This is a genomic window from Mycobacterium sp. 852013-50091_SCH5140682, from assembly GCF_001665685.1.
GTDB lineage: Bacteria > Actinomycetota > Actinomycetes > Mycobacteriales > Mycobacteriaceae > Mycobacterium.
Map to the genome: position 1 here is coordinate 44,475 of NZ_LZTB01000130.1, position 23,542 is coordinate 68,016.

Annotated in this window: 25 protein-coding genes; 8 read left to right on the forward strand and 17 right to left on the reverse strand. The window is 67.5% G+C overall.

The window, feature by feature from the left end; translation table 11 throughout:
• Window positions 1–98: 98 nt before the first annotated feature.
• The gene (locus tag A5784_RS34790; RefSeq protein WP_064949417.1) at window positions 99–932 is read left to right on the forward strand and encodes a trypsin-like serine peptidase; all 834 of its coding nucleotides are present in this window, start codon (window positions 99–101) and stop codon (window positions 930–932) included.
• Here A5784_RS34790 and sthA read toward each other — a convergent pair.
• Entirely contained in the window at window positions 929–2,335 is a 1,407-nt protein-coding gene (gene sthA / locus A5784_RS34795) for a Si-specific NAD(P)(+) transhydrogenase (protein WP_197514987.1), read from the reverse strand. The two genes, A5784_RS34790 and sthA, sit on opposite strands and share 4 nt — an antisense overlap.
• A 176-nt stretch (window positions 2,336–2,511) precedes the next feature.
• Here sthA and A5784_RS34800 point away from each other — a divergent pair, with 176 nt between their 5' ends.
• Window positions 2,512–3,579 (forward strand): DUF4192 domain-containing protein, encoded by a 1,068-nt coding sequence (locus A5784_RS34800; RefSeq protein WP_064949419.1) that lies wholly within the window; start codon window positions 2,512–2,514, stop codon window positions 3,577–3,579.
• Here A5784_RS34800 and A5784_RS34805 read toward each other — a convergent pair.
• The 3 genes from A5784_RS34805 to A5784_RS34815 form a co-directional block, all read right to left on the reverse strand.
• Window positions 3,560–4,252 (reverse strand): iron-dependent transcriptional repressor DtxR, encoded by a 693-nt coding sequence (locus tag A5784_RS34805; RefSeq protein WP_064949420.1) that lies wholly within the window; start codon window positions 4,250–4,252, stop codon window positions 3,560–3,562. The genes A5784_RS34800 and A5784_RS34805 overlap by 20 nt on opposite strands.
• Before the next feature lie 173 nt (window positions 4,253–4,425).
• Window positions 4,426–5,415: a sigma-70 family RNA polymerase sigma factor gene (locus tag A5784_RS34810; protein ID WP_264028723.1), complete on the reverse strand. Its 990-nt coding sequence runs from the start codon at window positions 5,413–5,415 to the stop codon at window positions 4,426–4,428.
• Between the two features lie 117 nt (window positions 5,416–5,532).
• Window positions 5,533–5,949, reverse strand: coding sequence for a DUF3099 domain-containing protein (locus A5784_RS34815; RefSeq protein ID WP_064949421.1), 417 nt, complete (start codon window positions 5,947–5,949; stop codon window positions 5,533–5,535).
• Window positions 5,950–6,054: 105 nt separating this feature from the next.
• Between A5784_RS34815 and A5784_RS34820 the strand changes: the two genes are divergently transcribed.
• Entirely contained in the window at window positions 6,055–6,291 is a 237-nt protein-coding gene (locus tag A5784_RS34820; protein WP_018600547.1) for a DUF3039 domain-containing protein, read from the forward strand.
• Here the strand turns inward: A5784_RS34820 and A5784_RS34825 are convergent.
• Entirely contained in the window at window positions 6,281–7,261 is a 981-nt protein-coding gene (locus A5784_RS34825) for a YihY/virulence factor BrkB family protein (protein ID WP_064949422.1), read from the reverse strand. The two genes, A5784_RS34820 and A5784_RS34825, sit on opposite strands and share 11 nt — an antisense overlap.
• A gap of 61 nt (window positions 7,262–7,322) precedes the next feature.
• Window positions 7,323–7,514 carry a DUF7455 domain-containing protein gene (locus A5784_RS34830; RefSeq protein ID WP_029370160.1) on the reverse strand — a complete coding sequence of 64 codons (192 nt, stop codon included), beginning with the start codon at window positions 7,512–7,514 and terminating at the stop codon, window positions 7,323–7,325.
• Window positions 7,515–7,673: 159 nt separating this feature from the next.
• Between A5784_RS34830 and A5784_RS34835 the strand changes: the two genes are divergently transcribed.
• The gene (locus tag A5784_RS34835) at window positions 7,674–8,036 is read left to right on the forward strand and encodes a DUF952 domain-containing protein (protein WP_064949423.1); all 363 of its coding nucleotides are present in this window, start codon (window positions 7,674–7,676) and stop codon (window positions 8,034–8,036) included.
• On the opposite strand, the gene A5784_RS34840 is transcribed toward A5784_RS34835, so the two are convergent.
• The 6 genes from A5784_RS34840 to A5784_RS34865 all read right to left on the reverse strand — a co-directional run bounded on the left by A5784_RS34840 (window position 7,988) and on the right by A5784_RS34865 (window position 13,808).
• A complete protein-coding gene (locus tag A5784_RS34840; protein ID WP_064949424.1) occupies window positions 7,988–8,392 on the reverse strand; it encodes a RidA family protein in 405 nt (134 codons plus the stop codon). The two genes, A5784_RS34835 and A5784_RS34840, sit on opposite strands and share 49 nt — an antisense overlap.
• A 72-nt stretch (window positions 8,393–8,464) precedes the next feature.
• Window positions 8,465–9,259, reverse strand: a complete 795-nt coding sequence (locus A5784_RS34845; RefSeq protein WP_064949425.1) for an alpha/beta hydrolase family protein — start codon at window positions 9,257–9,259, stop codon at window positions 8,465–8,467.
• A gap of 348 nt (window positions 9,260–9,607) precedes the next feature.
• Entirely contained in the window at window positions 9,608–10,381 is a 774-nt protein-coding gene (locus tag A5784_RS34850; RefSeq protein WP_064949426.1) for a glucose 1-dehydrogenase, read from the reverse strand.
• Window positions 10,381–11,079 carry an SDR family NAD(P)-dependent oxidoreductase gene (locus A5784_RS34855; RefSeq protein ID WP_353651932.1) on the reverse strand — a complete coding sequence of 233 codons (699 nt, stop codon included), beginning with the start codon at window positions 11,077–11,079 and terminating at the stop codon, window positions 10,381–10,383. The genes A5784_RS34850 and A5784_RS34855 overlap by 1 nt, the downstream gene beginning before the upstream one ends.
• A 129-nt stretch (window positions 11,080–11,208) precedes the next feature.
• Complete coding sequence (locus tag A5784_RS34860; RefSeq protein ID WP_064949427.1) at window positions 11,209–12,165, reverse strand: alpha/beta hydrolase; 957 nt, start codon at window positions 12,163–12,165, stop codon at window positions 11,209–11,211.
• The gene (locus A5784_RS34865) at window positions 12,162–13,808 is read right to left on the reverse strand and encodes an AMP-binding protein (RefSeq protein WP_082945267.1); all 1,647 of its coding nucleotides are present in this window, start codon (window positions 13,806–13,808) and stop codon (window positions 12,162–12,164) included. Before A5784_RS34865 ends, A5784_RS34860 begins: the two co-directional genes overlap by 4 nt.
• Before the next feature lie 94 nt (window positions 13,809–13,902).
• On the opposite strand from A5784_RS34865, the gene A5784_RS34870 reads away from it, so the two are divergent.
• The gene (locus A5784_RS34870) at window positions 13,903–15,396 is read left to right on the forward strand and encodes a wax ester/triacylglycerol synthase family O-acyltransferase (protein ID WP_232006367.1); all 1,494 of its coding nucleotides are present in this window, start codon (window positions 13,903–13,905) and stop codon (window positions 15,394–15,396) included.
• Here the strand turns inward: A5784_RS34870 and A5784_RS34875 are convergent.
• The gene (locus A5784_RS34875; protein ID WP_064949428.1) at window positions 15,343–16,305 is read right to left on the reverse strand and encodes an acyl-CoA dehydrogenase family protein; all 963 of its coding nucleotides are present in this window, start codon (window positions 16,303–16,305) and stop codon (window positions 15,343–15,345) included. The two genes, A5784_RS34870 and A5784_RS34875, sit on opposite strands and share 54 nt — an antisense overlap.
• An 83-nt stretch (window positions 16,306–16,388) precedes the next feature.
• Between A5784_RS34875 and A5784_RS34880 the strand changes: the two genes are divergently transcribed.
• Window positions 16,389–17,486, forward strand: coding sequence for an acyl-CoA dehydrogenase family protein (locus tag A5784_RS34880; RefSeq protein ID WP_064949429.1), 1,098 nt, complete (start codon window positions 16,389–16,391; stop codon window positions 17,484–17,486).
• Between the two features lie 3 nt (window positions 17,487–17,489).
• Here the strand turns inward: A5784_RS34880 and A5784_RS34885 are convergent, their stop codons facing one another.
• On the reverse strand, window positions 17,490–18,293 hold the full coding sequence (locus A5784_RS34885) for an IclR family transcriptional regulator (RefSeq protein ID WP_064949552.1): 804 nt from the start codon (window positions 18,291–18,293) through the stop codon (window positions 17,490–17,492).
• A gap of 244 nt (window positions 18,294–18,537) precedes the next feature.
• On the opposite strand from A5784_RS34885, the gene A5784_RS34890 reads away from it, so the two are divergent.
• Window positions 18,538–19,596, forward strand: a complete 1,059-nt coding sequence (locus A5784_RS34890) for an acyl-CoA dehydrogenase family protein (RefSeq protein ID WP_064949430.1) — start codon at window positions 18,538–18,540, stop codon at window positions 19,594–19,596.
• Between the two features lie 23 nt (window positions 19,597–19,619).
• On the opposite strand, the gene A5784_RS34895 is transcribed toward A5784_RS34890, so the two are convergent.
• The 3 genes from A5784_RS34895 to A5784_RS34905 form a co-directional block, all read right to left on the reverse strand.
• Complete coding sequence (locus tag A5784_RS34895) at window positions 19,620–20,411, reverse strand: SDR family NAD(P)-dependent oxidoreductase (protein WP_064949431.1); 792 nt, start codon at window positions 20,409–20,411, stop codon at window positions 19,620–19,622.
• Window positions 20,412–20,451: 40 nt separating this feature from the next.
• A complete protein-coding gene (locus A5784_RS34900; RefSeq protein ID WP_064949432.1) occupies window positions 20,452–21,228 on the reverse strand; it encodes a glucose 1-dehydrogenase in 777 nt (258 codons plus the stop codon).
• A 104-nt stretch (window positions 21,229–21,332) separates the two neighbouring features.
• Window positions 21,333–21,773 carry a wax ester/triacylglycerol synthase domain-containing protein gene (locus A5784_RS34905; RefSeq protein ID WP_286159457.1) on the reverse strand — a complete coding sequence of 147 codons (441 nt, stop codon included), beginning with the start codon at window positions 21,771–21,773 and terminating at the stop codon, window positions 21,333–21,335.
• Between the two features lie 123 nt (window positions 21,774–21,896).
• Here A5784_RS34905 and A5784_RS34910 point away from each other — a divergent pair, with 123 nt between their 5' ends.
• Window positions 21,897–23,531: a flavin-containing monooxygenase gene (locus A5784_RS34910; RefSeq protein ID WP_064949434.1), complete on the forward strand. Its 1,635-nt coding sequence runs from the start codon at window positions 21,897–21,899 to the stop codon at window positions 23,529–23,531.
• Window positions 23,532–23,542 lie beyond the last annotated feature (11 nt).

Here is a 23,542-nt window from a genome sequence, read left to right on the forward strand (position 1 = left end):
CCATCATGCGGCGCGCTATGCCCCGCATGTGGAATCGAACAGGCAGCGCCCACCCGGCATTCCAGCCTGAGCGACGGTTTCGGGCAGGATCGGTGGTCATGCAGGTGGCGAGGGTTCGGACGGTCGCGGCAGCGGCGGCCATCGCGTCCGTGGTCGCGTCATGTGCGACGCCCGCGCCTGTGCGGCACACCGGGTCTGCGGCAACCCCCCCGACCACCTCGGCGGCGTCGGCCCCCCAGGTCGACCCGGAGGCCAATGCCGTCTCGGGCGTCGCGCCCGTCGCGCCGGACCCTCGCGTGGGGGCGGTGTTTCTCGGCGGCGGATCCGGCGAGTCGGTGCACACGTGCAGCGCTGCGGTCCTCGACAGCAGCACCGGCGATCTGATCCTGACCGCCGCGCACTGTGTGGCCGACGGCATCGGCACCACATTCATCCCTGGCTTCCACGACGGTGATGACGACATCTGGCGGATCACGACGATCTATCTGGACCCGCGGTGGGTCGCATCGCAGGATCCGCACGCCGATTTCGCCATCGCGCGCGTGCATCACGAGTCCGAAGAGGGAGCGGTCCAGTCGTTCGCGGGCGGCCTCACGCTCGGCTCGGCACCGCCGGCGGGCACATCCGTCGCGGTCACCGGCTACCCGATGGGGTCCGGCGGCGATCCGCTGCGGTGTCAGGGGGTGACGGGGCTCTCGCACGACGGATATCCGTCGCTGCCGTGTATCGGTCTCACCGACGGCTTCAGCGGCGCGCCATGGATCGTGGGTTCTACGGTGATCGGTTTGATCGGCGGGCCCGACGGCGGCGGGTGCGACGACGACCTGTCCTTCTCGCCCCGATTCGACGAATCGATCGTGGGACTGCTTGCGCGCGCAGAGGCCGGCGGGGCTGGTGACTCCGCCCCCTCCGCCTACAGCAGCGACTGCTAAGCGCGGAACTGGTTGAGCGCGCGCAGCTTGTTCATCACGTCGAGCGCAGCCACCTTGTAGGCCTCGGAGAACGTCGGGTAGTTGAACACCGCGTCGACGAGGTACTCGACGGTGCCGCCGCAACCCATGACCGCTTGACCGATGTGGACCATCTCGGTGGCGCTGGTGCCGAAGATGTGTACCCCGAGCACGCGCAGGTCCTCGGTGGACACCAGCAGTTTGAGCATGCCGTAGGAGTCGCCGGCGATCTGACCGCGGGCCAGCTCACGGTAGCGGGACACACCGACCTCGTAGGGGATCGAGTCCTTGGTGAGGTCCACCTCGGTGGCACCGACGTAGGACACCTCGGGAATCGAATAGATGCCGATGGGTTGCAGCTGCATCATGCCTTTGGTGGGCTCGCCGAACGCGTGGTAGGCCGCCAGGCGGCCCTGCTCCATCGAGGTCGCGGCCAGGGCCGGGAAGCCGATGACGTCGCCGACGGCGTAGATGTGATCGACCTTGGTGCAGAAGTTGTCGTCGACGAAGATCCGACCGCGGTTGTCACACTCCAGGCCGGCGTTGGTCAGGTCGAGGTGGTCGGTCTGGCCTTGGCGGCCAGCCGAATACATGACTGTCTCGGCGGGGATCTGCTTGCCGCTGGCCAGGGTGGTGACGGTTCCGGCGGAGCCGACGTCGACAGCGGTCACCTCCTCGCCGAACCGGAAGGTCACCGCGAGGTCGCGCAGGTGGAACTTGAGTGCCTCCACGATCTCCGGGTCGCAGAAATCGAGCATGGAGTCGCGCTTTTCGACCACGGTCACCTTGGTTCCGAGCGCGGCGAACATCGAGGCGTACTCGATGCCGATGACGCCGGCGCCGACGACCACCATCGAGGTGGGCAGCGACTTGAGGTCGAGAATGCCGTCGGAGTCCAGCACGCGCTCTTCATCGAACTCGACGCCTGCGGGGCGGGCGGGTTTGGTGCCCGTGGCCAGCACGATGTAGCGGCCCCGCACCGTGACGAGCTCGGCGCGGTTGGGATCTTCGACCAGGATGGTGTGCTCGTCGGCGAAGCGGCCGTGCCCGGTGTAGAGCTCGATGCGGTTGCGCATGAGCTGTGACCGCACCACGTCGATCTCTTTGCCGATGACGTGCTGTGTTCGCGCCAGCAGATCGGCCGGGGTGATCTTCTCCTTGACGCGGTAGCTGGCGCCGTAGAGCTCGCGCTGGCTCATGCCGGTCAGATAGACGACCGCTTCGCGCAGCGTTTTGGACGGGATGGTGCCGGTGTTGACGCACACGCCGCCGAGCATCCGTCCGCGTTCGATGACGGCGACCGACTTGCCCAGTTTTGCGGCGGCGATGGCTGCACGCTGGCCGCCGGGACCTGAACCGATGACGACGAGGTCGTACTCCTGCATCGAACCCATGTGAGAGTGTTTACGCCGGTTGCTCGGATCTCGCACGCCGACCGCGTCAAATTGCGCATGAACACTTGCTCCGGACCGTTATCCCCAAAACGAGTTTCATCCACAGGTGGCCGTGATCGGGCGGCGCGGAGAATCGCGTTGACGGTGCCTGCTGCGACGGTCAAGCCATGACATATTCATCGGATTCACCGGACACCGAGCAGTTCAGCCTCGACCGGCCCGGCACCCTGATCGCCGCATTGCCCGCGGTCCTCGGTTTCGTACCCATGCACTCCCTGGTGCTGGTCACCGTCGACGACGGCGCGCTGGGATGCGTTATGCGCGTTGATCTTTCACCAGACATAGCGGCGCGGATCGACCATCTGGCCGAGGTGGCCTCAGCTGCCGAGCCGCAGACCGCCGTCGCGGTGTTCGTCGACGAGAAGGGTGCGGACTGTCAGCAGTGCAACGACGAGTTCCGGGCACTGGCGGGCATCCTGGCCGAGCGGCTTGCGGCCGGCGGTATCGAACTGCTTGGCGCTCACGTCGTCGACCGGGTGGAGGCCGGCGGCATCTGGCACTGCGCCGACGGTTGCGGCAGCCACGGCATAGTCGAGGATCCGTCTGCGTCGCCGTTAGCTGTTGCCGCGGTGCTCGACGGACGCCGGCTCTACCGGCGGCGCGAGGAACTGCAACAGATTGTCGAGGCCGACTCCGTGCGCGGTGCGCGGCTGGCTCGGGCGATCGATGAGCTGCCGGCTGCGCCACCCACCCGCGGCCGGGCTCGCGTCCGCGCGGACATCGAAGCCGCGATAGCCGCTGCGGACCGGTTCGCAGACGGGCGCCCGCCCACCGACGGTGAGATTGCCCGGATCGCCGTGGCGTTGACCGATCCTCAGGTCCGCGACACGCTGTACGCGCTGGCAGTGGGGGACAGCGCGGGCCCGGCGGAGTCACTGTGGGCCGAATTGGCCCGCGCGTTGCCACCACCATGGCGGGCGGAGGCCCTTGTGCTGCTGGCATTCTCGGCCTACGTCCGGGGTGACGGACCGCTGACCGGGGTGTCGCTGGACGCCGCACTCGACTGCGATCCCGAGCACCGCATGGCGGGCATGCTCGACACCGCGCTGCAGTCGGGGATGCGTCCCGAGCAGGTCCGTGAACTGGCGCTCAGCGGCTACCGGCAGGCCGATCGTCTCGGCGTGCGGTTGCCGCCGCGTCGAACCTTCGGAGGTGTCAGACCTTCTCGACCTTGACGGCGTGGGCCATCTGGTGGGGCAGCTCGACCTGTTGGTGGCCGGGGATCAGGATCATCACGCCGCCGTGGTCGTTGGCCTCGACGGTTACACGGGCGTTGGGCACGACACCGGCTTCCTTGAGCCGTCCGATCAGCTCGGTGTCGCCTTGGACGTGTTCGGTCAGCTGACGCACCACGACCGCGACCGGCAGTCCGACCGGCAGCTCGGTCAGCCGGACCAGGCTCACATCGTCGGAGAAACCGGGGGTTCCGACCCCGAGTTCGGAAAGACCCGGGATCGGGTTGCCGAAGGGGGAGGTGGTCGGGTTGTTCAGCACATGCATCAGGCGTCGCTCGACGTCTTCACTCATGACGTGTTCCCACCGGCACGCCTCGGCGTGCACGTCTTCCCACGGGAGTCCGATGACATCGACGAGAAGCCGCTCGGCGAGCCGGTGCTTGCGCATCACCGCGATTGCCAGCGAGCGCCCCTTGTCGGTCAACTCCAGGTGCCGATCACCGGCGACGTGCAGCAGCCCGTCGCGCTCCATCCGCGACACCGTCTGGCTGACGGTGGGACCACTCTGGTCGAGCCGCTCGGCAATTCGGGCACGCAGAGGCACCACGCCCTCTTCTTCGAGGTCGTAGATGGTCCGCAGATACATCTCGGTGGTATCGACAAGATCGTTCATTCGCGCCTTCCAAGCCCAAACGTCACACGACAGTCTACCGTTCGGGAGCCGTCAACTGGCGGCCAACGTAGTCGTGCCGCGCGTCCCTGCGGCAGCGCCGCTCAACGCGGCAAAACCGGCGCAAATGCGATGTGCCCCGCCGGATATCCGGCGGGGCACATCCAGGGGCACGTCTAGCTTGCGTACGACCGGAGCCGGTCGGCGCGATCGCCGTTGCGGAGCTTGGCCATCACTTCGCGTTCGATCTGGCGCACCCGCTCGCGGGAGAGCCCGAACAGCTTGCCGATCTGGTCGAGCGTGCGCGGCTGACCGTCGTCGAGACCGAACCGCAGCCGGATCACCTGCTGCTCGCGTTCATCGAGCGTGGCGAGCACGTAGCGGATGTCGGTGTGCAGCAGCTCGGAGATCACCGCGTTCTCCGCCGACATGGCTTCGGAGTCCTCGATGAAGTCGCCCAGCGGCGCCTCCTCGTCGGTGCCCACCGGCATGTCGAGGCTCACCGGATCCCGGCTGTGCTCCAGCAGGTCGTTGATCTTCTCCACCGGGATGCCCGACTCCTCGGCGAGTTCCTCGTCGGTGGCTTCCCGGCCGAGGTTCTGGTGCATCTCGCGCTTGATCCGCGCCAGCTTGTTCACCTGCTCGACGAGGTGGACGGGGAGCCGGATGGTGCGGCTCTGGTCGGCCATGCCGCGGGTGATGGCCTGGCGGATCCACCACGTGGCGTACGTGGAGAACTTGAAACCCTTGGTGTAGTCGAACTTCTCCATCGCGCGGATCAGTCCCAGGTTCCCCTCCTGGATCAGATCCAGCAGCGGCATGCCGCGGCCGGTGTAGCGCTTCGCCAACGACACCACCAGGCGCAGGTTGGCTTCGAGTAGATGGCGTCGGGCGGCCTCGCCGTCCCGGACTACGGTCGCAAGCTCGCGTTTGCGGGTTTCACCGAGGCGCTTCTTGGTGTCCAGCAAGTGCTGGGCGTACAACCCGGCCTCGATGCGTTTCGCGAGCTCTACTTCATCGGCAGCATTGAGCAACGCCGTTTTGCCGATGCCGTTCAAGTACACGCGCACGAGGTCTGCAGCCGGGCTCTGGGCGTCCAGATCGGTGTCAACGCGGCTTGTGGTGGCATTTGCCATGACGGCCTCCTGATCGGCTCGAACTGTCACCACTTATAACGCAGTGGACCCAGTAAGAGTTCCCACCAGTTGCCGATTTCATGCCGCTTGACCTGCAGTTTTTCGGCGACGACCTGAGATTATCCTGAGAATAGCTAAAGAAGCCCCTCAGCCTGGAACGTCGCCCCCGTGCCGGTCCTCATCCGGTTGCGGCGCGACGTGTTGGTCAGGCGCCAGTGCCGGCCTTTGCGCGGTCGGGAAAAGGGGTACCCGCTGCCCGCCGTGCTGATACCGCCGGGGCTCCTCGGCCTTGCGGGGAGGACGGTCGTTGGCGATGAGCACGGCCATCCAGGGCAGTGGTACCGAGACCAAGATGATCGCCAACGAGATCAGGCCGTTGCCCCAGAGGTTGTAGGCAAGTGCCGCCAGAAGCAACGCCGGGATGCGGAACGCCATCAACGTCAGGTACTTGCGTACCCGGGCGCGGTGCTGTTCTTCATAGGCCGGCGCGGCGCGAGTGATGAGAACCGGGCGACCTTCGCCGTCGAAGTCGTCGTCGAAACTCAGCTCGTGGCTTTGTTTCATACCTCTACTGTTCCACACCTGAGTGGCGTCGGCGCAGGCGGATTTCGGTTGGCAGCGTCGGCGGGCACAATAAAGGACCGCGGACGCGAGGAGCACAATAAAACCATGCAGACCCAGACGATCGAGCGCACCGACGCAGACGAACGCGTCGACGACGGGACAGACAGCGACACCCCGAAGTACTTCCACTACGTCAAGAAGGACAAGATCGCCGAGAGTGCCGTGATGGGCACCCACGTGGTCGCGCTGTGCGGCGAGGTGTTCCCGGTGACCAAGGCCGCCAAGCCCGGCTCTCCGGTCTGCCCCGACTGCAAGCGCATCTACGAATCGCTCAAGAAGTAGTCGGCTCGTCGGTGGCGTCGGCGGCCGAGTCCTTGGCCGCCGCGCCGTTGCCGTTGAGGGCCTTGTCCTCAAACCAATCCCGCAGACGCTGGGTGTGTGTGTCCGCCGCGGGCCATTCCTCCTGGATGGCGGCGTTGAGTTCGGCCCCCAGCATCACCGCGAAGCCCAGAAAGAACGCGAACAGCAGAAACGCGATGGGTGTCGCGAGCGCGCCGTAGGTGTAGCCGGTGCGCGTGATCCAGTTCAGGTAGAACCGCAGGCCCACTGTCGCCACCAGGAACACGACGGTGGCCAGCACCGAGCCCAGCAGCAGCCGGTGTGACGGCAGTGGCTTGGGCAACGACACCCGGTACAGCAGTGTCACCCCGGCCACCCCGGCCAGGAACAGGGCGGGGAAGTAGGCGTAGCGCAGGACGTTGTCCCAGCTGTCGGGGATGTGCTCGCTGATGGTGCGCGGCCCGAGCGCGATGAACGGCGCCGTGGCGATGACGCCGATCAGCATCATCACGTAGAGCCCCAAGGCGTAGAACCTCTGGCGGACGGGGTGTCGCAGCGGCGTCTGGTCGTGGGCCTCCACAACCGAGTCGACGAATGCCGAGACCGCCGAGGACCCCGCCCACAACGAGATCACGAACCCCAGTGACACCACCTCGCCGCGGGCGCTGGAAGCGATGTCACGAATTGTGGGTTCGATGATCTCGTTGACGACGTTCTTCGAGAAGAAGCTGTTCGCCGCGTTGATCAGTTGGCTGATGATCGCCGACAGCGTGTCCGGTCCGAACAGCGGGGCGATGTACGCCAAGCTGCCCAGTACCCCCAACAGCAGCGGCGGTAACGACAGCGCACACCAGAAAGCAGCCTGGGCCGATTCCGAGAAGATGGAGTCGTCCCAACTCTTGGAGAGTGTGCGCCGTGCGATATGCCAGATGTGATGGCGTGATGGGGGTAGTGGAAGCGGCTGGCCGGTCATGTTCAGACCAGCATTACGGACGAAGCGTGCTCCTGCCCAGTCGGGTGGTGCGCAGAGGCGTTTATGCCTCGACCGGGCTGACTTCGATCACGGCTGCCAGTTCGATCAGCTTGGCCTCGTGCTCGTTGGCGTGGTGCTGGCAGAAGAGGAGCTCGCTGCCTGACGGCAGGGTCGCGCGCACGCGTGCGGCGGCACCGCAGCGGTCGCAACGATCGGCTCTGGTTAGCTCCGGGGTGGTCAGAGTTGCGTTCATGGCTCCTCCGTCTTCTGCTCTGCGCCTCCCGGCAATGGCGCCGGGTTTGCGTATGTCTACTCTCTCAGACGTTTTCGGTTCCGGCCTTGTTCCCTAGGGGTTTACCGGTGTGTCGTGTCTCACTTGTCTGCCGAGTTGCTTGACCGGCAAGCTGGCATTATGCGTCCGTCGCCGCCCGTGCTGGTTCACCTGTGCAGTGCCGATGAGTGGCGGGCCGCTCAGGCGTCCGGTGAGCACCGCCCCTCCTCGTTGGGCGCTCAGGGCTTCGTCCATCTGTCGGCTCCTGAGCAGGTCCACCTGCCTGCCAACCGGCTCTACGCGGGCCGGACCGACCTGGTGCTGCTCTACATCGACGCGGCAGCGCTGACTGCGCCGGTGCGGTGGGAGCCGGGCGTGCCGTCCGATCCCGAGGCCATGCTCTTCCCGCATCTGTACGGGCCGCTGCCTGCCGCGGCGGTGACGGCCGCTGCTGCCTACCTGCCTGCCTCCGACGGCACGTTCTCGCCGCTCCCGGTGACGTAGGCGTCGGTCTCGATCTCGACCAGCAGCTCGGGGGCGATCAGCGCCGAAACCTCGACCATCGTCGTCACGGGACGGATGCTTCCGAATACCTCGGCGTGGGCAGCCGCGACATCTTTCCATCGGCTGATGTCGGTGACGAACACTCGGGTGCGTACCACATCGGCGAGGCTGGCGCCCGCGTCGTGCAAGGCCTTCTCGATGCGGGCCAGCGCATCGCGGGTCTGAGCGGCGACGTCCGCTCCGGCGCCGGTGGTGCCGGAGACCGCGACGTGATCGCCGATCCGGACAGCGCGGGAGTACCCGACGATGTCCTCGAACTCGGATCCGGAGCTGATGTTGATACGCGGCTGCGACATGCGGTCAGCGTAGTGGGCACGCGCTCGGCTGCCCTGGGGCGGGACACGCTCGTCGATGTGCGGTCGCGGGTCTCAGGAGCACCCTCGGCCCAGCGCGTCGCGCATGCGGGCGGCCAGCACACCCCGGGCGGCTCGCGACCACGTGAAGCCGACATGCCCGGTGTTGAACCACTGCATATGTCCGCCCCGCCAGGCCTGTGCCAGGGCGCGGGACTGCTCGATCGGGATCAGCCGGTCGGCCCGCGCCGCGAACAGAGTCAGCTCCTGCGGTGCGACCACCGGCGGTAGCTCCAGCGGCGACGTGACGCGGAAGGTGTCCCTGGCCTCCGAACTTCCGATCACCTCCCGGTACGCGTCCGGTGGTCCGTGATGTTGCAGCAGTCCCAGCACGTCGGTGAACGGCAATGCTGCCGCGACCGCGTCGAGTGGTTCGAGACCGGCCAGCAGGGTGGCCAGGAATCCACCCAGTGACACCCCGTAGACCCCCACCGGCGCGTCGGTGTTGCCGCGGATCCAGCTCACCAAACGCCTGACGTCCCACACCGATTGGGTGATGCCATGGAGCATCCCCGTGAGATCCAGGGACAGCAACTGTCCGTCACCGGCCGCCTTGCGTGCTCCGTGTAGAGGTGAAACGGGAAGTGCCACATTGAAACCCAGTTCGGCGTGCAGGTAGTTGGCCCACGGTACGGCGAGGTCCAAACGTGACGCGCCCATTCCGAAACCGTGCAGGCAGATCACCCACGGAGCGCGGGGCTCGCTACGGCGCAACACTCGCACCGAGACGGTGTCGTTGCGGTCGTTGTTCGGCCACCGCGCCGCACCCGGTTCGATGGCACGGGGCCGGAATCCCGATGAGAACGACATGGTCTCGTGGCTGAGGGTTTGGAGTGCGCGCGCCGGCCCCGTATCTCGGAATCGATCAGCGGCGGGGGAGTGCGGTGATATTGTGCCGGCTTCGCCAACCAGCCGCGCTCGGCGAAAAGCTGTGCCGCAGTGGTCATGTCCGCAGCGGTCTGTTCGGCCGCAGCGGTGTTCGGCGGCCTGCTGCGGCGCATGACGGCCAGCACCGCCTCGTCGAGCGCGATGTGGGGTGTGATGGTCGCACGCTGCGCCAGAGTCACGCAGTCCGAACGGGTGCGGGTGGACAGCCCGACGCCTTCGCGGCGTGCCGACAACGGAACCTCCTTGTTCGGTGGTCGTATCGCAGTTCGGTCAGCCGGAATGCGCTGGGGTGATCGGGATCCGGCCTGCGCTGGCACCGCCGTCGACGGTGAGGTCGGCCCCGGTGATGTAGGACGACGCGTCGGACGCCAGGAACGCCACCACCTCGGCCACCTCTTCGGGCGTCCCGACCCGGGTCAGTGGTGCGCCGGGATGCCCGCCCGGACCGCGTTCGACCCCGAGGTGCGCGATCATCGGTGTGTCGATCATCCCGGGGTAGACAGTGTTCACTCGAATACCCAACGGTCCCAATTCGATTGCCGCCACTTTCGACATGCCGCGCAGGCCCCATTTGGACGCGCCATAGGCGGTGTAGCCGGCGAGTCCTTGCATACCGGCCTGCGACGAGATGTTGACGATGGAACCGCCGCCGGCCGCCTTCATCGGCTCCACGACAGCCTTGATGCCCAGAAACGCGCCGATGAGGTTGACCCGCAACATCTGGTCGAAACCGTCGGCCGTCTGCTCGGTCAACGGCACCACCTTGCAGATGGCGGCGTTGTTCACCAGCACGTCGAGGCGACCGAATTCGCTCACGGCGGTGTCCACCGCTGCGGCCCAACCGCTTTCGTCGGATACGTCATGGTGCAGGAACCGCGCCGCGGCACCGATCGATGCAGCGACCTGTGTGCCTTTGTCGTCCAGGACGTCGGTCAGCACCACCCGGGCACCCAGATCGGCGAACAGGCGGGCTTCTGCTGCGCCCTGCCCTTGCGCCGCACCGGTGATGATCGCGACCTTGTCGGCCAGGTCGACGCCCGCCATCAGTCGCTGTCCTGGTCGATGCCGGTCAGCATGAGCTCGGAGACCCGGCGCGGGAACTCGGTGAACTTCGCCATGGCCACGATGCTGCGCGGCAGGATGACGTGCCGACGGTTGCGTTCGATCGCATCGGCGATGGCCTCGGAAACCGTTGCCGGGTCCAGTGATTCACGGGGGATCATCCGCCACCGGATAGACCGCTCGATGGTGCGTCGGGCCGGGCCGAATTCGCGGATGTTGTCGATCATGTCGGTCTTGACCTCGCCGATCTGAACGAGGGTCGTGCCGACGGGCTTGCCGCGCAGTTCCATGCGAATCCCGGCCGTGAAGTGGCTCAGCCCGGCCTTCGATGTGCCGTACAGGGTCAGCCCTGGTCCTTGGGATATGGCCCCCATCGACGACACGTTGACGATGTGGCCGCGGCGGCGCGACACCATGCGCGGCATCGCCTGGCGGCAGATCTCCATCGGCGCGGCGAGGTTGACCTGCAGCAGATCGCGGACCTGCTCGGGGCTGATCTGATGGAACCGGCCGACGTGGTCGATACCGGCGTTGTTGACCACGATGTCCACCGCACCGTCTGCCTCGACGCGGTCGATGAGGCTCTCGACAGCCGCCGGATCGCCAAGATCGGTCGGGTAGGCCTTGCCGTCCAGTTCTCGTGCCAGTGCCTCAAGGGCTGCGCCGTTGCGCGCGACCAGCGCGACCTCGGCGCCCCAGCGTCTCGGCGATACTCTTGCCGAGACCGCGGCTGGCGCCGGTGACGAGCACCCGCGCGTTGCGTAGTTCCATGGGCGTGCCTTTCACGATTTCGATGTGGGGCTTGGTGTTCAGGGCTCGATGCCCAGCGCATCGCGGACGACGGCGCAGACGTCGTCGGTGGCCTGCGCTGCATCCGGCAGATGGTCGGCGAGGTTGAAGAATCCGTGGAAACCACGGTCATAACGTCGGACGCTGACCTTCGCGCCGCCCGCGGTGAGCTTGCGCGCGTACTCCTCGCCCTCCTCGCACAGCGGGTCGAGCGCGCCGGTGAGCACGTGAGCGTTCGGAAGTCCGGACAGGTCACCGAGAATCGGCGATACCTGCGCGCTGCTTCGGTTCCCGCCTGTGCCGAGGTACTGCTCGGTGAACCACTGCATGTGCGCCGCGGTGAGCACACCGCTTTTGGTGTGCGGGCTCGACAGCGAGGATTTGCGGCGCTGGTCGACGACGGGATAGATCAGCACTTGGAACGCGACGGCCGGGGCGCCGCGGTCGCGGGCCGTCATCGCCATCACGGCGGCGAGGTTGCCGCCTGCGCTGTCACCGGCGAGCACCAGCCGGGCCGGGTCACCGCCGAGTTCGTCGAGATGGCCGGCCACCCACTCGGTGGCCGCCCACGCGTCGTCTACGGCGGCCGGGTACGGGTGTTCGGGGGCGAGCCGATACTCGACCGAAACCACCACGGCGCCAATGCCGTTGGACAGCCTGCGGCAGCACGAGTCGTGCGAATCGAGGTCGCACAGCACGAATCCGCCGCCGTGGAAGTAGATCACCACGGGCAGACCGGCGTCGTCTGCGCCGAACGGGTGGTAGATGCGTACCGGTATCTGGCCGGCGGGGCCGGGGATGGTCCGGTCTTCGATGGTGCCGACCTCAACGGGCTTGGCGGGCCGGCGGCTGGCCTTGAGCCGCGCCCGTACCTCGGCCGCCGCGGCGATGGGATCCATGCCGCCTTCGGCGATCGGGGCGAAGGCGTCGCCCATGCGGCCGGCGACCTCGCGCTTCATGGTGTCGGAGTCAGTCATTTGGCGCCTCCGATGAGTTCGCCGCGCAGCACCTTCCCGGTCGCGTTGCGGGGCAGCCTGGTGAGGAACTCGACGTCGCGAGGCACCTTGTAGCGCGCCAGGTTTGCCTTCACGAACTCCTTGACACCCTCGGCGTCGAGCGTGGCCCCGTCGTTGAGCACCACGTAGGCGTTGAGTCGCTGGCCGAAATCGGCGTCGCCGACCCCGATCACGGCGACCTCGTCCACATCGGGGTGGCCCGTGATGAGGTTCTCGACCTCCAGCGGGTAGACGTTCTCGCCGCCGCAGATCACCATGTCGTCGTCGCGGCCGTCGACATAGAGCCGACCGGTCTCGTCGAAATGGCCGACGTCACCGCTGCTTTGGAGGCCACCGATGGATTGCTTGGTGCGGCCGTCGGTGTAGCCGCCGAAGCTCACGTCGCTGCCGGCGAATATCCTGCCGATCACACCCGGCTCGGTGATCTCGTTGTCGGCCGAATCGTAGAGCCGCACAGCACAACCCACCGGGGGCCGGCCTGCGGTGCGCGGATCGTGGCGCAGATCCTCGGGCATGGCGACGGTCATCACCGCAAGCTCGGTCGAACCGTAGAGGTTGTAGAGCACGGGGCCGAATTCGGCGAGCGTACGTTCGACCAGGGCGGGTGGCATGGCCGAGCCCGACGCGAAGATGATCTTGAGGGACGACGTGTCATAGCTGTCGCGAACCTCGTTCGGCAGCGCCAGAATTCGCTGCAGCATCGTCGGCACCACGACGAGCACGTCGCACTTGTAGGTCTGCACCGCGTGCAGCGTGGCCTCGGGGTCGAACCTGCGGCGCAGCACCAACCGGTTACCGAGAGCCAGCGACAGCACGGCCTGGCCCAGCCCGGTGCCGTGGAACATCGGGGCGGCGAGCATGCAGGTCTGGTCGCGTCGGCGCGGCACACGGTCGAGCAGCTGCGCGGAAAACAGCGGCGAGGTCTTGCCGCGCGGGGCGCCCTTGGGCGTACCGGTGGTACCGCTGGTCAGCAGTGTCATGCCGCCCGGCTTGGCAGGTGCGGCCACCGGCGCCGGTGAGGTCGCCGCGATCAGGCCCTCCAGGGTGCCTTCGATGTCGGTGGCCGACCGGTCGTCGGTCCAGGCCAGGAATCGCCGAATGTCCGGATCGATCGCGCCGACCAGATCGGTGAACTCCTCGTCATAGACGAGCACGTTGACCTTCTCGCGGGCGGCGACGTCGGCGAGCTGTGGTTTGGCGAATCCGGTGTTCATCAGTAGCAGCTGGGCGCCGACCTTTCCCGTGGCAGCCAGCACCGTGAGGAGCCCGCGGTGGTCGCGGCACAGCGCGGCGATCACCGAGCCCTGACCGATACCGCGCGAATTCCACGCTCGCGCCAGGGCGTTGACCCGGGCGCCCAGTTGCGCGAACGTGATGTCGCCGATCTCGTCGGTGAGCGCGATCGCGTCGGGATTGCGCAGGGCGGCACTTTCGATGACGGCCGCGAAACCACCGAACTGACGAACGAGCCGGGCCTGCCGGATGCCGTCGGCGGCCCCTGCGGACAGCCCGGATTCGCGCAGTACCGCGACGCTGCGGGCGATGACCCGCATCCGGTTGATCTTGGCGGCGACGGCCTCGCTTCCTGGAATAGCTCGCTTCATGGCACGAAACCGTACGGCGCGTCGCACCGCCGGTGGATCGTCAAATCCCGCTGGCCGGGACAGGTTGTCTCGTGGGACACACAAATGGAGAAGAGTGACCACAGCCACATACGCCGCCGCGTTCGGCGGCCGAACAAGCGAGGTGAACATGCGCCGTTTGACGGGTGAGGACAACAGCTTCCTGGCATGGGAGAGCTCGGTGCAACCGCAGCACACCATCAAGGCGGTTGTGCTCGATCCTGCCCGGATTTCCGAACCGCTCAGCTTCGATCGGCTCAAGAGTGTGGTCCAGGGTTGGGTGGACCGCGCCGAGCCGCTGCAGTGGCAGTTGCTCACACCGCGTGTCGGTGTCGGGCGCCCGTGGTGGGTGTCGCGGCCGCAGATCGATCTCGACCATCACGTCCAGCGGACCACCGCGCCGGCCCCCGGCGGCGATGCGGAACTCGCGGCCACCATCGGAGATATCTTCGAGGTCGCACTCGACCGGGACCGGCCCGCCTGGCAGCTGTGGTACGTCGACGGCCTGGCCGACGGCCGGATTGCACTGGTACTCAAGATCCATCATGCGGTCGCCGATGGCAGCGCCTCGCTGCGGCTGCTGGAAATGCTCTACAGCACCGACCCCGAGATGCCGCTCCCGCGACCGCGCAAGGTTCCGCTGCCCAACGAGAAGCGGCCGGCCGCCGTGCTCTGGTGGCCGTTGGTGCTGCGGCATCAGGTCGCCGCGCTCAGCCGATTCCCGCGCATCGTCGGGCGCACGGCCAAGGTCACCGGCGTCATCCGGCGGCGGCAGAAGGCCGGAAAGCCCGGCTATGCCGAGGCGTTCACAGCGCCCGCGATGACCTTCAACGAACCGCTGTCGGCCCGCCGCCGGTTCGCCTACCGCTGTTGTGACGCCGCTGAGATCAAACGGGTCGCCAAGGCCTTCGGGGCCACGGTCAACGATGTGTTCCTGACGATGTGCGGGGGAGCGCTACAGGGCTATCTGCAGGAGCGCGACCAACTCAGCGACGAGCCGCTGACTGCCGTGGTGCCGGTGTCGATGCGGCCGGCCGGCAGCGAAGCGCAGTGGGGTAATCAGGTCGCCCGCTGGAACATCGATCTCGCGACCCACATCGCCGATCCGGTGGCGCGTCTGGCAGCCGTCGCGGCGGCCACCCGCACGGCTCGTGAGGTTCAGGGTGAGCGCGACGCGTGGCTGCAGCACGACTGGATGGAGTACTGGCCGCTGTTCTGGCTGTATTCGCGGGTGCTGCCGATCCTGGGTGCTCGGATCAAGCAGCGTCCGATGTTCAGCCTGATCGCCTCGAACATGCGCGGGCCGCAGCAGACGCTGTATTTCGGCGGCGCCCCGATTGAGCAGCTCATCTCGTCCGGGCCGGTGGTGTTCCCGATGGGCCTCAACTTCACCGGCTGGAGCTATCGCGATGACATGACGATCTGTGTGCTGACCTGCGGAGATCATGTCCCGGACCCGTACGGCATCGCCGAGGGGCTGCCGGGTGTGCTCGCCGAGCTGGCCGAGCGGGCGGGCTCAGCCGGCGCCGGGATCGTCGAGGATGCGCAGCGCCAGGCGGTATCCGGCTGACACGTCCAGCCACAGCCTGGTGACCGGGTCGGTGGCGTCCAGAGCGTGGCGGCTGCCGCTGGCCAAGAGCCGGTCGGCGGCGTCGCGGGCCCGGGCAACGGCTTGCAGTTGCGCGCGGGCTGCCGGTGCTGCCGGAAAGTGCAGTGATTCCTCGAGTTGCAACGTGGCGGCATCGATTGCCGACGCGGTTTCGGCCACCGCGACGGCCGATGCCGTGCGCTCGGCGGTGTCCTCGCTGCCGTACGAGGTGGCCAGCCGATCGCGTACCTGGTCGACGTGTGCCTGCCAGACGCCCGCGGCGGCACCGAGAACCGCGGCCGCGGCGCCAGCGCCGGTGACGACCGCCGGGCCGACGTCGAATTCGGCATCCGCAGAGCTGTTTTCGTCGGCACAGAGGTACACGGCCGACCCGTCGACGACGGTATCGGCCATTGTCACGTCGCAGATGCCGGTGGTGCGCAGGCCGACGATGTCGTTGCGGGCTACCAGGTCTGCGGCATCGCGCGCCAGCAGCACCCAGCGGGCGGTGCCGTCGAGATCGGCGCGCAACAGCAGCCAGTCCGCGAATGCGGCGCCGGTGACCGTGTCCCACCGGCCGGTCAACCGAAAGTCGGGGCCCTGCTGGATCAATCGACCGTCGGCGCGGGTCGCGATGGTCACCAGCGCGCTCGGGTCGCGACCCCAGACGCGGTCTGCGGCATCGGCGCCGATGGCGGCCACCTGGTTGGCGGCAGCGTTGAGAATGGCCGTGAGCCAACCTGCGGACCCGTCGCGCCCGGCGAGTTCGGATACCGCCGAGACGAATTCGGTGACAGGGACCGCCCGACCGCCGTGGCCTGCCGGCTGCAGCAGCCGCGTCGTGGACGAATCGTCCAGCACGGCAATTGATTCACCGGGCGGCTGGGCCATATGACCTCCTGGGCGGGGTGACGAATGGTATCCACGATGGTGACACACCGGACACGCCGCGCAGGCGGGATAGGCGGCAGGCGATGACACAGAGCGTGCGCAGCGCGATCGGTCGGTTGCTGCCGGTGATCGAGGCCGCCGCGTCGGACGTGGACCGCGGCGGTGCGGTCGACGCGTCGGTGATCGCACGTCTGCATGATGCCGGGTTCTTCGCCATGCTGCGCCCGAGGGCCTTCGGCGGGCTTGAAGCCGACCCGGTCGAGTATCTGGCGGTGGTTCGGGAGTTGTCGGCGGCCTGTATGTCCACCGGGTGGATGGCGGGCTGGCTCGGGGTCAACACCTGGCATCTCTCGCTATTCGACGAACAGGCCCAGAGCGACGTCTGGGGTGCCGACCCGAACACGCTCGTGTGTGAGTCGTATGCCCCGACGGGGCGACTAGAACGGGTCGGTGACGGGTTCCGGCTGTCGGGCCGGTGGAGTCGATGTACCGGGATCGGGCACGCGTCGTGGTTGATGGCGGCGGCCGTTCTCGTCGGTGACGACGGAGCTGCCCAGGATTTCGTGGTGGCGCTGGTGCCCCGTGACGACTACACCGTCGAATCAAGCTGGAACAGCGTGGGTTTGCGGGGCATCGGCGCGCACGATGTCGTCGTGTCGGGCGCACCGGTGCCTCGCTACCGCACTTTCGGCTGGGTCAGTGGTGAGCAGCGGGAGGTTCCGGGGCCGCTGTATCGGCTGCCGCAGCCGACGATGTACATCCACACCGGCACAGTGCCATTGATCGGCGCGGCGGACCGGGTGCTCGCGGCGCTGCGGCCGGATGCTTCCTCGCCGCTGAGTCCGGTCGCGATGGCGAGCTCCGACGTCGAGCTGTCGATGCGGCAGATCGACGGCAACATCCGCGCCCTGATGGACTGCGCCCGCGCCGACGCGGCGCCGGACACCGGGCTGGTGTTGCGCTCGCGGCGCGACCAGGTGCTGGCATCGGATCGTGCCTACGGCGCGATCCAGACGTTCATGCGGCACGCACCCGGCCGCGCCACCGATGATGCTGCGGTGGAACGGGTCTGGCGCGATGTGCAGACCGCGCGCACCCACGTCGCGAGCAATGTCGAGCAGGTGCTTGCCGTCGTCGGGCGCTACTCGTTCGGCATGGAGGTCGATGACATCCTCTGGTGAGTGTCAGACCCACGCATCGGAGGTGATGGTCCGTAGCACCCGGGACAGCAGGTTGTCGGTGGCCAGGGCCGGGGCACTCGACGGTGCCGCCTCGGCGCCGAGCTGCTGGGAGATGTGCCGCGCGGCGCGGATGACGAACGGGGCCGTGCGCTGCAACCGGTGCAGTGGAACGGTACCGCTCAGCGACAGGCCGGCCACCTCGCCGTCGACCGAGCGCAGCGGGGCCGCCACGCTTGTCAGGCCGATGGCGAGTTCTTCGTTGTCGTAGGCCAGCCCATGGCGCGAGCGGATGCGGGCCAGTTCCCGGTGCAGCGTGGGCAGATCACCGATGGTGGCCCGGGTGCAGCGCACGAGCCGTTGCCCGACGATGGCGTCGACGTCTTCGGCGGGAAGCTGCGCCAGCATCGTCTTGCCCAGTGCGCTGGCATGTGCGGGGGTGTGACCGGCGACGCGAGTCGGCACAACGGCGCTGTTGCGGCCCGCCACCTTGTCGAGGTACACGACGTCGCCTCCGAAAAGGACCCCGAGGTGCACCACGAGCCCCGTGTCGGCGTGCAGCCGCGACAGGGTCGGCGAGGCCACGCCACGCAGTTGCGAGTGGTCGACCATCCTGGTCACGGGCAGGGGTGAGGCGGCAAGCGCATAGCCGTCGCGGCGGTGCTGCAGCAGGCCGGCCTTGTGCAGCTGTTTGAGGATGCGGTGCACCGACGAGCGCGGCAGCTCGGTGCGGCCGGCGATCTGATCCAGCCGCAGGTGCTTGCCCGGTTCGTCGAACGTGTTGAGGATCAGCGCGACTCGATCCACCATCGACACCGCGGTGCCATTTTGGTGCTCCTCGCGTGCGCGGTTGTTTTGGACGGGCCGCGGCTGCGCCGGTTCACGGCTTGTGTAACTCGGCATCTGCGCCGTCCCTTCTGCGTGGACGTCGGATCCTCGGCCCACCACGATCCCATTGAGTGAGATTGCGGCGCAACCCCGCGATCACTTCCCCCACGATGGTCGACAGCGCGCAATGCGGGCGACAAGGGAGTTGTGGATGCGTGGTGTTGACATGACCAGAGACGTTCTGGAAGGCATCGACGAGCAGGCCGCGGTGTTGCGGGCCCTCGGACCCGTCAACGAGGCACTCGGTCGGTTGGACGACCGCTGCGCCGAAGCGCTGCGCCGCTGCGGGGTGATGCACATGCTGCAGCCCGAAGAGTTCGGCGGCGTAGAAACGCATCCGGCGGATTTCGCGGACGCCGTGTACGAGATCGCCCGCCTGGACGGTTCGGCGGGCTGGGTAGCGGGATCGGTCGGCGTTCCCCCGTGGATCGTGGCCACCGCCGACCGGCGCCCCCGTGACGAGGTGTGGGAAGCTGACCCGGGTAGCTGGATCACATCGGCGTATTCCGTTGCGGGACTGCTGCTTCCGGTCGCCGACGGCTATCGGCTGTCGGGTGAGTGGCACTTTGTGGCGGGCGTCGATCATTGTGACTGGATCGTTCTGGGCGCCCGCGTGGTCGACACCGCCGACGCCGCGGGGCCCGTATATGTCCTGGCACCGACCGCCGAGCTGCTGATCGTCGAGGATTCGTGGAACGGCGTCGGGCTGGCGGGGGCCGGCAGCAAGACCATCGCTGCCGACGACGTATTCGTGCCCACCCACCGGGTGCATCGCGGCGTCGCCGACGGGACCGCGGCTGAACAGGCCGGCCTGCGTAATCCCGTCTACCACTTGCCGTTCGGCATGGTCGTGCCGCTGGGCATCACGGCTGCGGTGATCGGGATGGCCGACGGTGCGCTGGCTCATCACGACGCGGCGGGGGAATTCGACGGTGTGGTCGTCGAGCAGGCTGCTGCGGAAATCCGGGCTTCGCGGCTGGCGCTGCTCGACACCGTCAGCGCGTCGTTCCATCTTGTCCTCGACGGGCCGATCGATGCGGGTGTGCGGGAACGGGCACGGCGCGATCAGGTGGCGGCGGCGCGCCGTGCGGTGCGTGCGGTCGACGACATCGTGTCGCGGTCGAGCATCGACGCACTGCGTCGTGACCACCCGCTGCAGAGGTTCTGGCGGGATGCCCATGTCGGGCTCGCCGGGGTGGTTGCCGCGTCGGGGCTGATGGGCTGAACGCCCCGACGCGCCCCGCCCGATCAGGCGTGGGTGCCACCGTCGATGCGGATCTCGGTGCCACTGATGAACACGCCGTCGTCGGACACCAACATCGCGATCACACCCGCGACCGCACTGGGATCGCCCATGGCCGCGGTGCCGGAGGTGAGCGTCGTCGGCATGATCGGCGATAGCTTGGCGAACAGCGACCAGTCGGCGTCGGAAGGAATGAATCCCGCTGTCGCATCGGTGATCCCGGACTTGATGCTGCCCGGCGCGACGCTCACGGCGCGCAGCCCCTGCTTGCCGTACTCCAGTGCCAGCGCGTGTGTCATCGCCTGGATTCCGCCCTTGCTGGCCGCATACGCCGCCATGTAGGGATGGGCGAACGCCGCGGAGGTCGAACTGAAGTTGACGATCGCGCTGCGCGGATTGGCCAGCAGCGCGGGCAGGGCCTCGCGGATCACCAAGAAGGTGCCGGTCAGGTTGACCGCGATGATCTGGTTCCACGCCGCCAGGCTCATCTCGTGGGTGTGTACTGCGCGCAGCATGCCGGCCGCGTTGACCACCGCATCGAGACCGCCGAGCGCCTCGATCGCGGCCTTGACCCCCTCGACGACCGAGGTCTCGTCCCCGATGTCCATGGTCAGAGCGGTGAACCGGGAGTCGGTGCCTGCCTGCTGGGCGAGTTCGCCCGTGTGGACCAGTCCATCGGTGGAGATGTCGGCGGCGACCACAGTCGCGCCTTCGTCGAGCAGGCGCAGGGCGGTGGCCTGCCCGATACCTGATGCTGCGCCAGTCACCAGGATGCGGTGGTGGTCGAGTCGCTTCATGCTGTGTTGCTCCTGTCTCAGATGATCTGGGCGCCGGATGTCATTGGCCCATCACATATTTCACGGTGGGGCCTGCGGTCCAGCCGCCGTCGACGGCGATCTCCGCGCCGGTGACGTAGGAGGCGGCAGAGGACAGCAGATAGGTGACCGCACCGGCGATCTCGTCGGCGTCACCGACGCGGCCCATCGGGGTATTGGGATAGTTGCCCTCACCCGGCACGATGCCGACCTGCGCCGTCATCGGTGTGTAGGTCATGCCCGGATGCACCGAGTTGACCCGGATACGGTCGCCGCCGAGCTCTACGGCGGCGATCTTCGTCAGACCGCGCACACCCCACTTCGAGGCGCCGTAGCCGGCGGTCAGCGCCAGGCCCATCAGGCCTGCCGCCGACGAGATGTTGACGATCGAACCGCCCCCGGCCGCGCGCATCTGCGCGATGACCGCCTGCAGGCCGTTGAATACCCCGACGAGGTTGACCTCGAGCACGGTGCGGAAGTGGTCGAGCGGTTCGTGCTCGATGAACTGCCCGGTCGAGATGCCCGCGTTGTTCACCAGACCGGTGAGGGTGCCGAACTCGGCAAGGGTGAGCTCGACCGCCGAAGCCCAGTGCGCCGGATCGGTCACGTCGAGGTGGACGTAGCGCGCGCTGGACCCGAGGTCGGCCGCCAGTCGGCCACCCTCGTCGTCCAACACGTCGGCGATGACGACCTTGCCGCCACCGGCGACGATGTGTCGCGCGAACGACGCGCCGAGCCCCCGGGCGCCGCCGGTGACGATGGCCACGACGTCCGACAAGCCTTGTGAATCCGCCTGCATCCCAGCAACTTCCTTTCAGCATCGGCTGGGCAGAGACCTCGGCCGGGTCCGCCCGCGCATTGACGCAATCACATCGCGGGACGCTGCGCGGGGTTTAGTCCTACTCAGTGGGAATTCGGGTGTCGGGCCGTCTCGGTGGGCGGAACCGGTAACCCGGCGGCAGCCATCAGTTTCTCGAGTTCGGCCTTGGCGCCCTCGGCCGACAGTCGCTCGACGGGGTCCGCCACGTCGGTACAGATCGACGCGACCATCGCGTGCACGAAGTTGCCCAGTTCGTCGTCTCCTGCGTCGCGCGTCGACATCGGGACGGTGGCCAGCACCGAGTTCTGCGGCAGCTCATCGCGTTTCAGCAGATAACTGCGCAGTGCGCCCGCGACGACGCACAGGATCACGTCGTTGACCTTGACGCCGAGGCTGTTCTTGACGTGCTTGATGTCGGCCATCGGCAGCGACGTGTAGGCGAAGCTGCGGTGGGAACTCAGCGCGCCGTCGAAACTCGTCTTCGGGGCGCTCATCGGCCGTGGCGGCGGGTTGTCGCGCCGCAGGTGGCAGCCGTATAGCGCCCGGGCGGCGCGGAGGGGTTGTGCCGGTCAGTGAGACAACGGCTGTGCCGCCCGGATTCGATTCGTAGCGTGGCATTTCCGAACACCACGTGAAAGGCGACCATAGTGGCAGTCCAAGCACCATCGGCAGAGAACGCGGAAGTTGCGGCCACGGTGGATGTCGTGGTGGTCGGCGCCGGTTTCGCCGGGCTCTACGCGTTGCATCGCCTGCGCGGTCAGGGGCTTTCGGTGCGGGTGTTCGAGGCGGCCGACGGCGTGGGCGGCGTGTGGTACTGGAACCGGTACCCGGGCGCCCGCTGCGACGTCGAGAGCGTCGACTACTCGTATTCGTTCGACGAGGCCCTGCAGCAGGAGTGGGACTGGAGCGAGAAGTACGCGACCCAACCGGAGACCCTGCGCTACCTCAACCACGTGGCCGACAGGTTCGACCTGCGCCGGGACATCACGTTCGGGGCCAGGGTGACCGACATGGTGCTCGACGAGCAGACGCTGCGCTGGGAGGTTCGCACGGACCGCGGCGACGTGGTCTCGACACGCTTCTGCATCCTGGCGGTGGGCCCGCTGTCGAACGCGAACATCCCGGCGATCGACGGTCTCGACTCGTTCGCCGGCGAGGTTTACCATACCGCCCACTGGCCGCACGGAGGCGTGGATTTCACGGGCAAGCGGGTCGGCGTCATCGGTACCGGATCCTCTGGCATACAAGCGATTCCGTGCATCGCCGAGCAGGCCGCGCAGCTGTACGTCTTCCAGCGGACCCCGAATTACAGCGTGCCGGCAGGCAATGTGCCGCTCGATGACGAGACTCGCGCCCGGCAGAAGGCGAACTACGCGCAGCGGCGGCGGCTGTCACGCGCCAGCGGTGGTGGCTCCCCGCACCAGCCGCATCCCAAATCGGCACTCGAGGTTTCCGACGACGAGCTTCGGGAGACCTACGAACGTCGCTGGGAACTGGGCGGCGTGCTGTTCTCCAAGGCGTTTCCCGATCAGCTGATCACCATCGAGGCCAATGACACCGCACGCCGGTTCTGGGAGCAGAAGGTCCGCGATGTCATCGACGATCCCGCGACGGCGGAGCTGCTGATCCCCAAGGATCATCCGATCGGCGCCAAGCGGATCTGCACCGACGACAACTACTTTCAGACTTTCAACCGCGACCACGTGCACCTGGTGAACCTGCGGGCGACACCGATCGATCGGATCGATGCCACCGGTGTCGACACCTCCGACACCCATTACGCACTGGACGCCTTGGTGTTGGCCACCGGGTTCGACGCGATGACCGGGTCGGTGCAGAAACTCAATGTGGTCGGTCGCGGTGGACGCACCCTCAACGAGGCGTGGGCGCACGGGCCGGTCACCTACCTGGGTCTCGGGGTCGCGGGCTTCCCGAACATGTTCAACATCGCCGGACCGGGCAGCCCGTCGGTGCTGGCGAACATGGTGCTGCATTCGGAGTTGCACGTGGACTGGGTGGCCGACGCGATCGCCCACCTGGACGAGCGCGATGCACGAGCCCTGGAGGCACGCGCGGACGCCGCTGCCGAGTGGGTGCAGGAGTGCAGCCGTCGGGCCGCGGCAACCTTGATGCCGCAGGCCAATTCGTGGTACCTCGGCGCGAACATCCCGGGCAAGCCGCGAGTGTTCATGCCGTTCGTCGGTGGCTTCGGCGTATACGGCCAGATCATCGCCGATGTGGCCGCAGCCGGCTACAAGGGGTTCGACATTCACCAGGACTGACGGCCCGGCGC

What these genes read in the sequence shown, in the direction of transcription:
- A5784_RS34790 (WP_064949417.1), top strand. Translation starts at nt 99, where the DNA reads ATGCAGGTGGCGAGGGTTCGGACGGTCGCGGCAGCGGCGGCCATCGCG.
- sthA (WP_197514987.1), bottom strand. Translation starts at nt 2,335, where the DNA reads ATGCAGGAGTACGACCTCGTCGTCATCGGTTCAGGTCCCGGCGGCCAG.
- A5784_RS34800 (WP_064949419.1), top strand. Translation starts at nt 2,512, where the DNA reads ATGACATATTCATCGGATTCACCGGACACCGAGCAGTTCAGCCTCGAC.
- A5784_RS34805 (WP_064949420.1), bottom strand. Translation starts at nt 4,252, where the DNA reads ATGAACGATCTTGTCGATACCACCGAGATGTATCTGCGGACCATCTAC.
- A5784_RS34815 (WP_064949421.1), bottom strand. Translation starts at nt 5,949, where the DNA reads ATGAAACAAAGCCACGAGCTGAGTTTCGACGACGACTTCGACGGCGAA.
- A5784_RS34820 (WP_018600547.1), top strand. Translation starts at nt 6,055, where the DNA reads ATGCAGACCCAGACGATCGAGCGCACCGACGCAGACGAACGCGTCGAC.
- A5784_RS34825 (WP_064949422.1), bottom strand. Translation starts at nt 7,261, where the DNA reads ATGACCGGCCAGCCGCTTCCACTACCCCCATCACGCCATCACATCTGG.
- A5784_RS34830 (WP_029370160.1), bottom strand. Translation starts at nt 7,514, where the DNA reads ATGAACGCAACTCTGACCACCCCGGAGCTAACCAGAGCCGATCGTTGC.
- A5784_RS34835 (WP_064949423.1), top strand. Translation starts at nt 7,674, where the DNA reads ATGCGTCCGTCGCCGCCCGTGCTGGTTCACCTGTGCAGTGCCGATGAG.
- A5784_RS34840 (WP_064949424.1), bottom strand. Translation starts at nt 8,392, where the DNA reads ATGTCGCAGCCGCGTATCAACATCAGCTCCGGATCCGAGTTCGAGGAC.
- A5784_RS34845 (WP_064949425.1), bottom strand. Translation starts at nt 9,259, where the DNA reads ATGTCGTTCTCATCGGGATTCCGGCCCCGTGCCATCGAACCGGGTGCG.
- A5784_RS34850 (WP_064949426.1), bottom strand. Translation starts at nt 10,381, where the DNA reads ATGGCGGGCGTCGACCTGGCCGACAAGGTCGCGATCATCACCGGTGCG.
- A5784_RS34860 (WP_064949427.1), bottom strand. Translation starts at nt 12,165, where the DNA reads ATGACTGACTCCGACACCATGAAGCGCGAGGTCGCCGGCCGCATGGGC.
- A5784_RS34865 (WP_082945267.1), bottom strand. Translation starts at nt 13,808, where the DNA reads ATGAAGCGAGCTATTCCAGGAAGCGAGGCCGTCGCCGCCAAGATCAAC.
- A5784_RS34875 (WP_064949428.1), bottom strand. Translation starts at nt 16,305, where the DNA reads ATGGCCCAGCCGCCCGGTGAATCAATTGCCGTGCTGGACGATTCGTCC.
- A5784_RS34880 (WP_064949429.1), top strand. Translation starts at nt 16,389, where the DNA reads ATGACACAGAGCGTGCGCAGCGCGATCGGTCGGTTGCTGCCGGTGATC.
- A5784_RS34885 (WP_064949552.1), bottom strand. Translation starts at nt 18,293, where the DNA reads ATGGTGGATCGAGTCGCGCTGATCCTCAACACGTTCGACGAACCGGGC.
- A5784_RS34890 (WP_064949430.1), top strand. Translation starts at nt 18,538, where the DNA reads ATGACCAGAGACGTTCTGGAAGGCATCGACGAGCAGGCCGCGGTGTTG.
- A5784_RS34895 (WP_064949431.1), bottom strand. Translation starts at nt 20,411, where the DNA reads ATGAAGCGACTCGACCACCACCGCATCCTGGTGACTGGCGCAGCATCA.
- A5784_RS34900 (WP_064949432.1), bottom strand. Translation starts at nt 21,228, where the DNA reads ATGCAGGCGGATTCACAAGGCTTGTCGGACGTCGTGGCCATCGTCACC.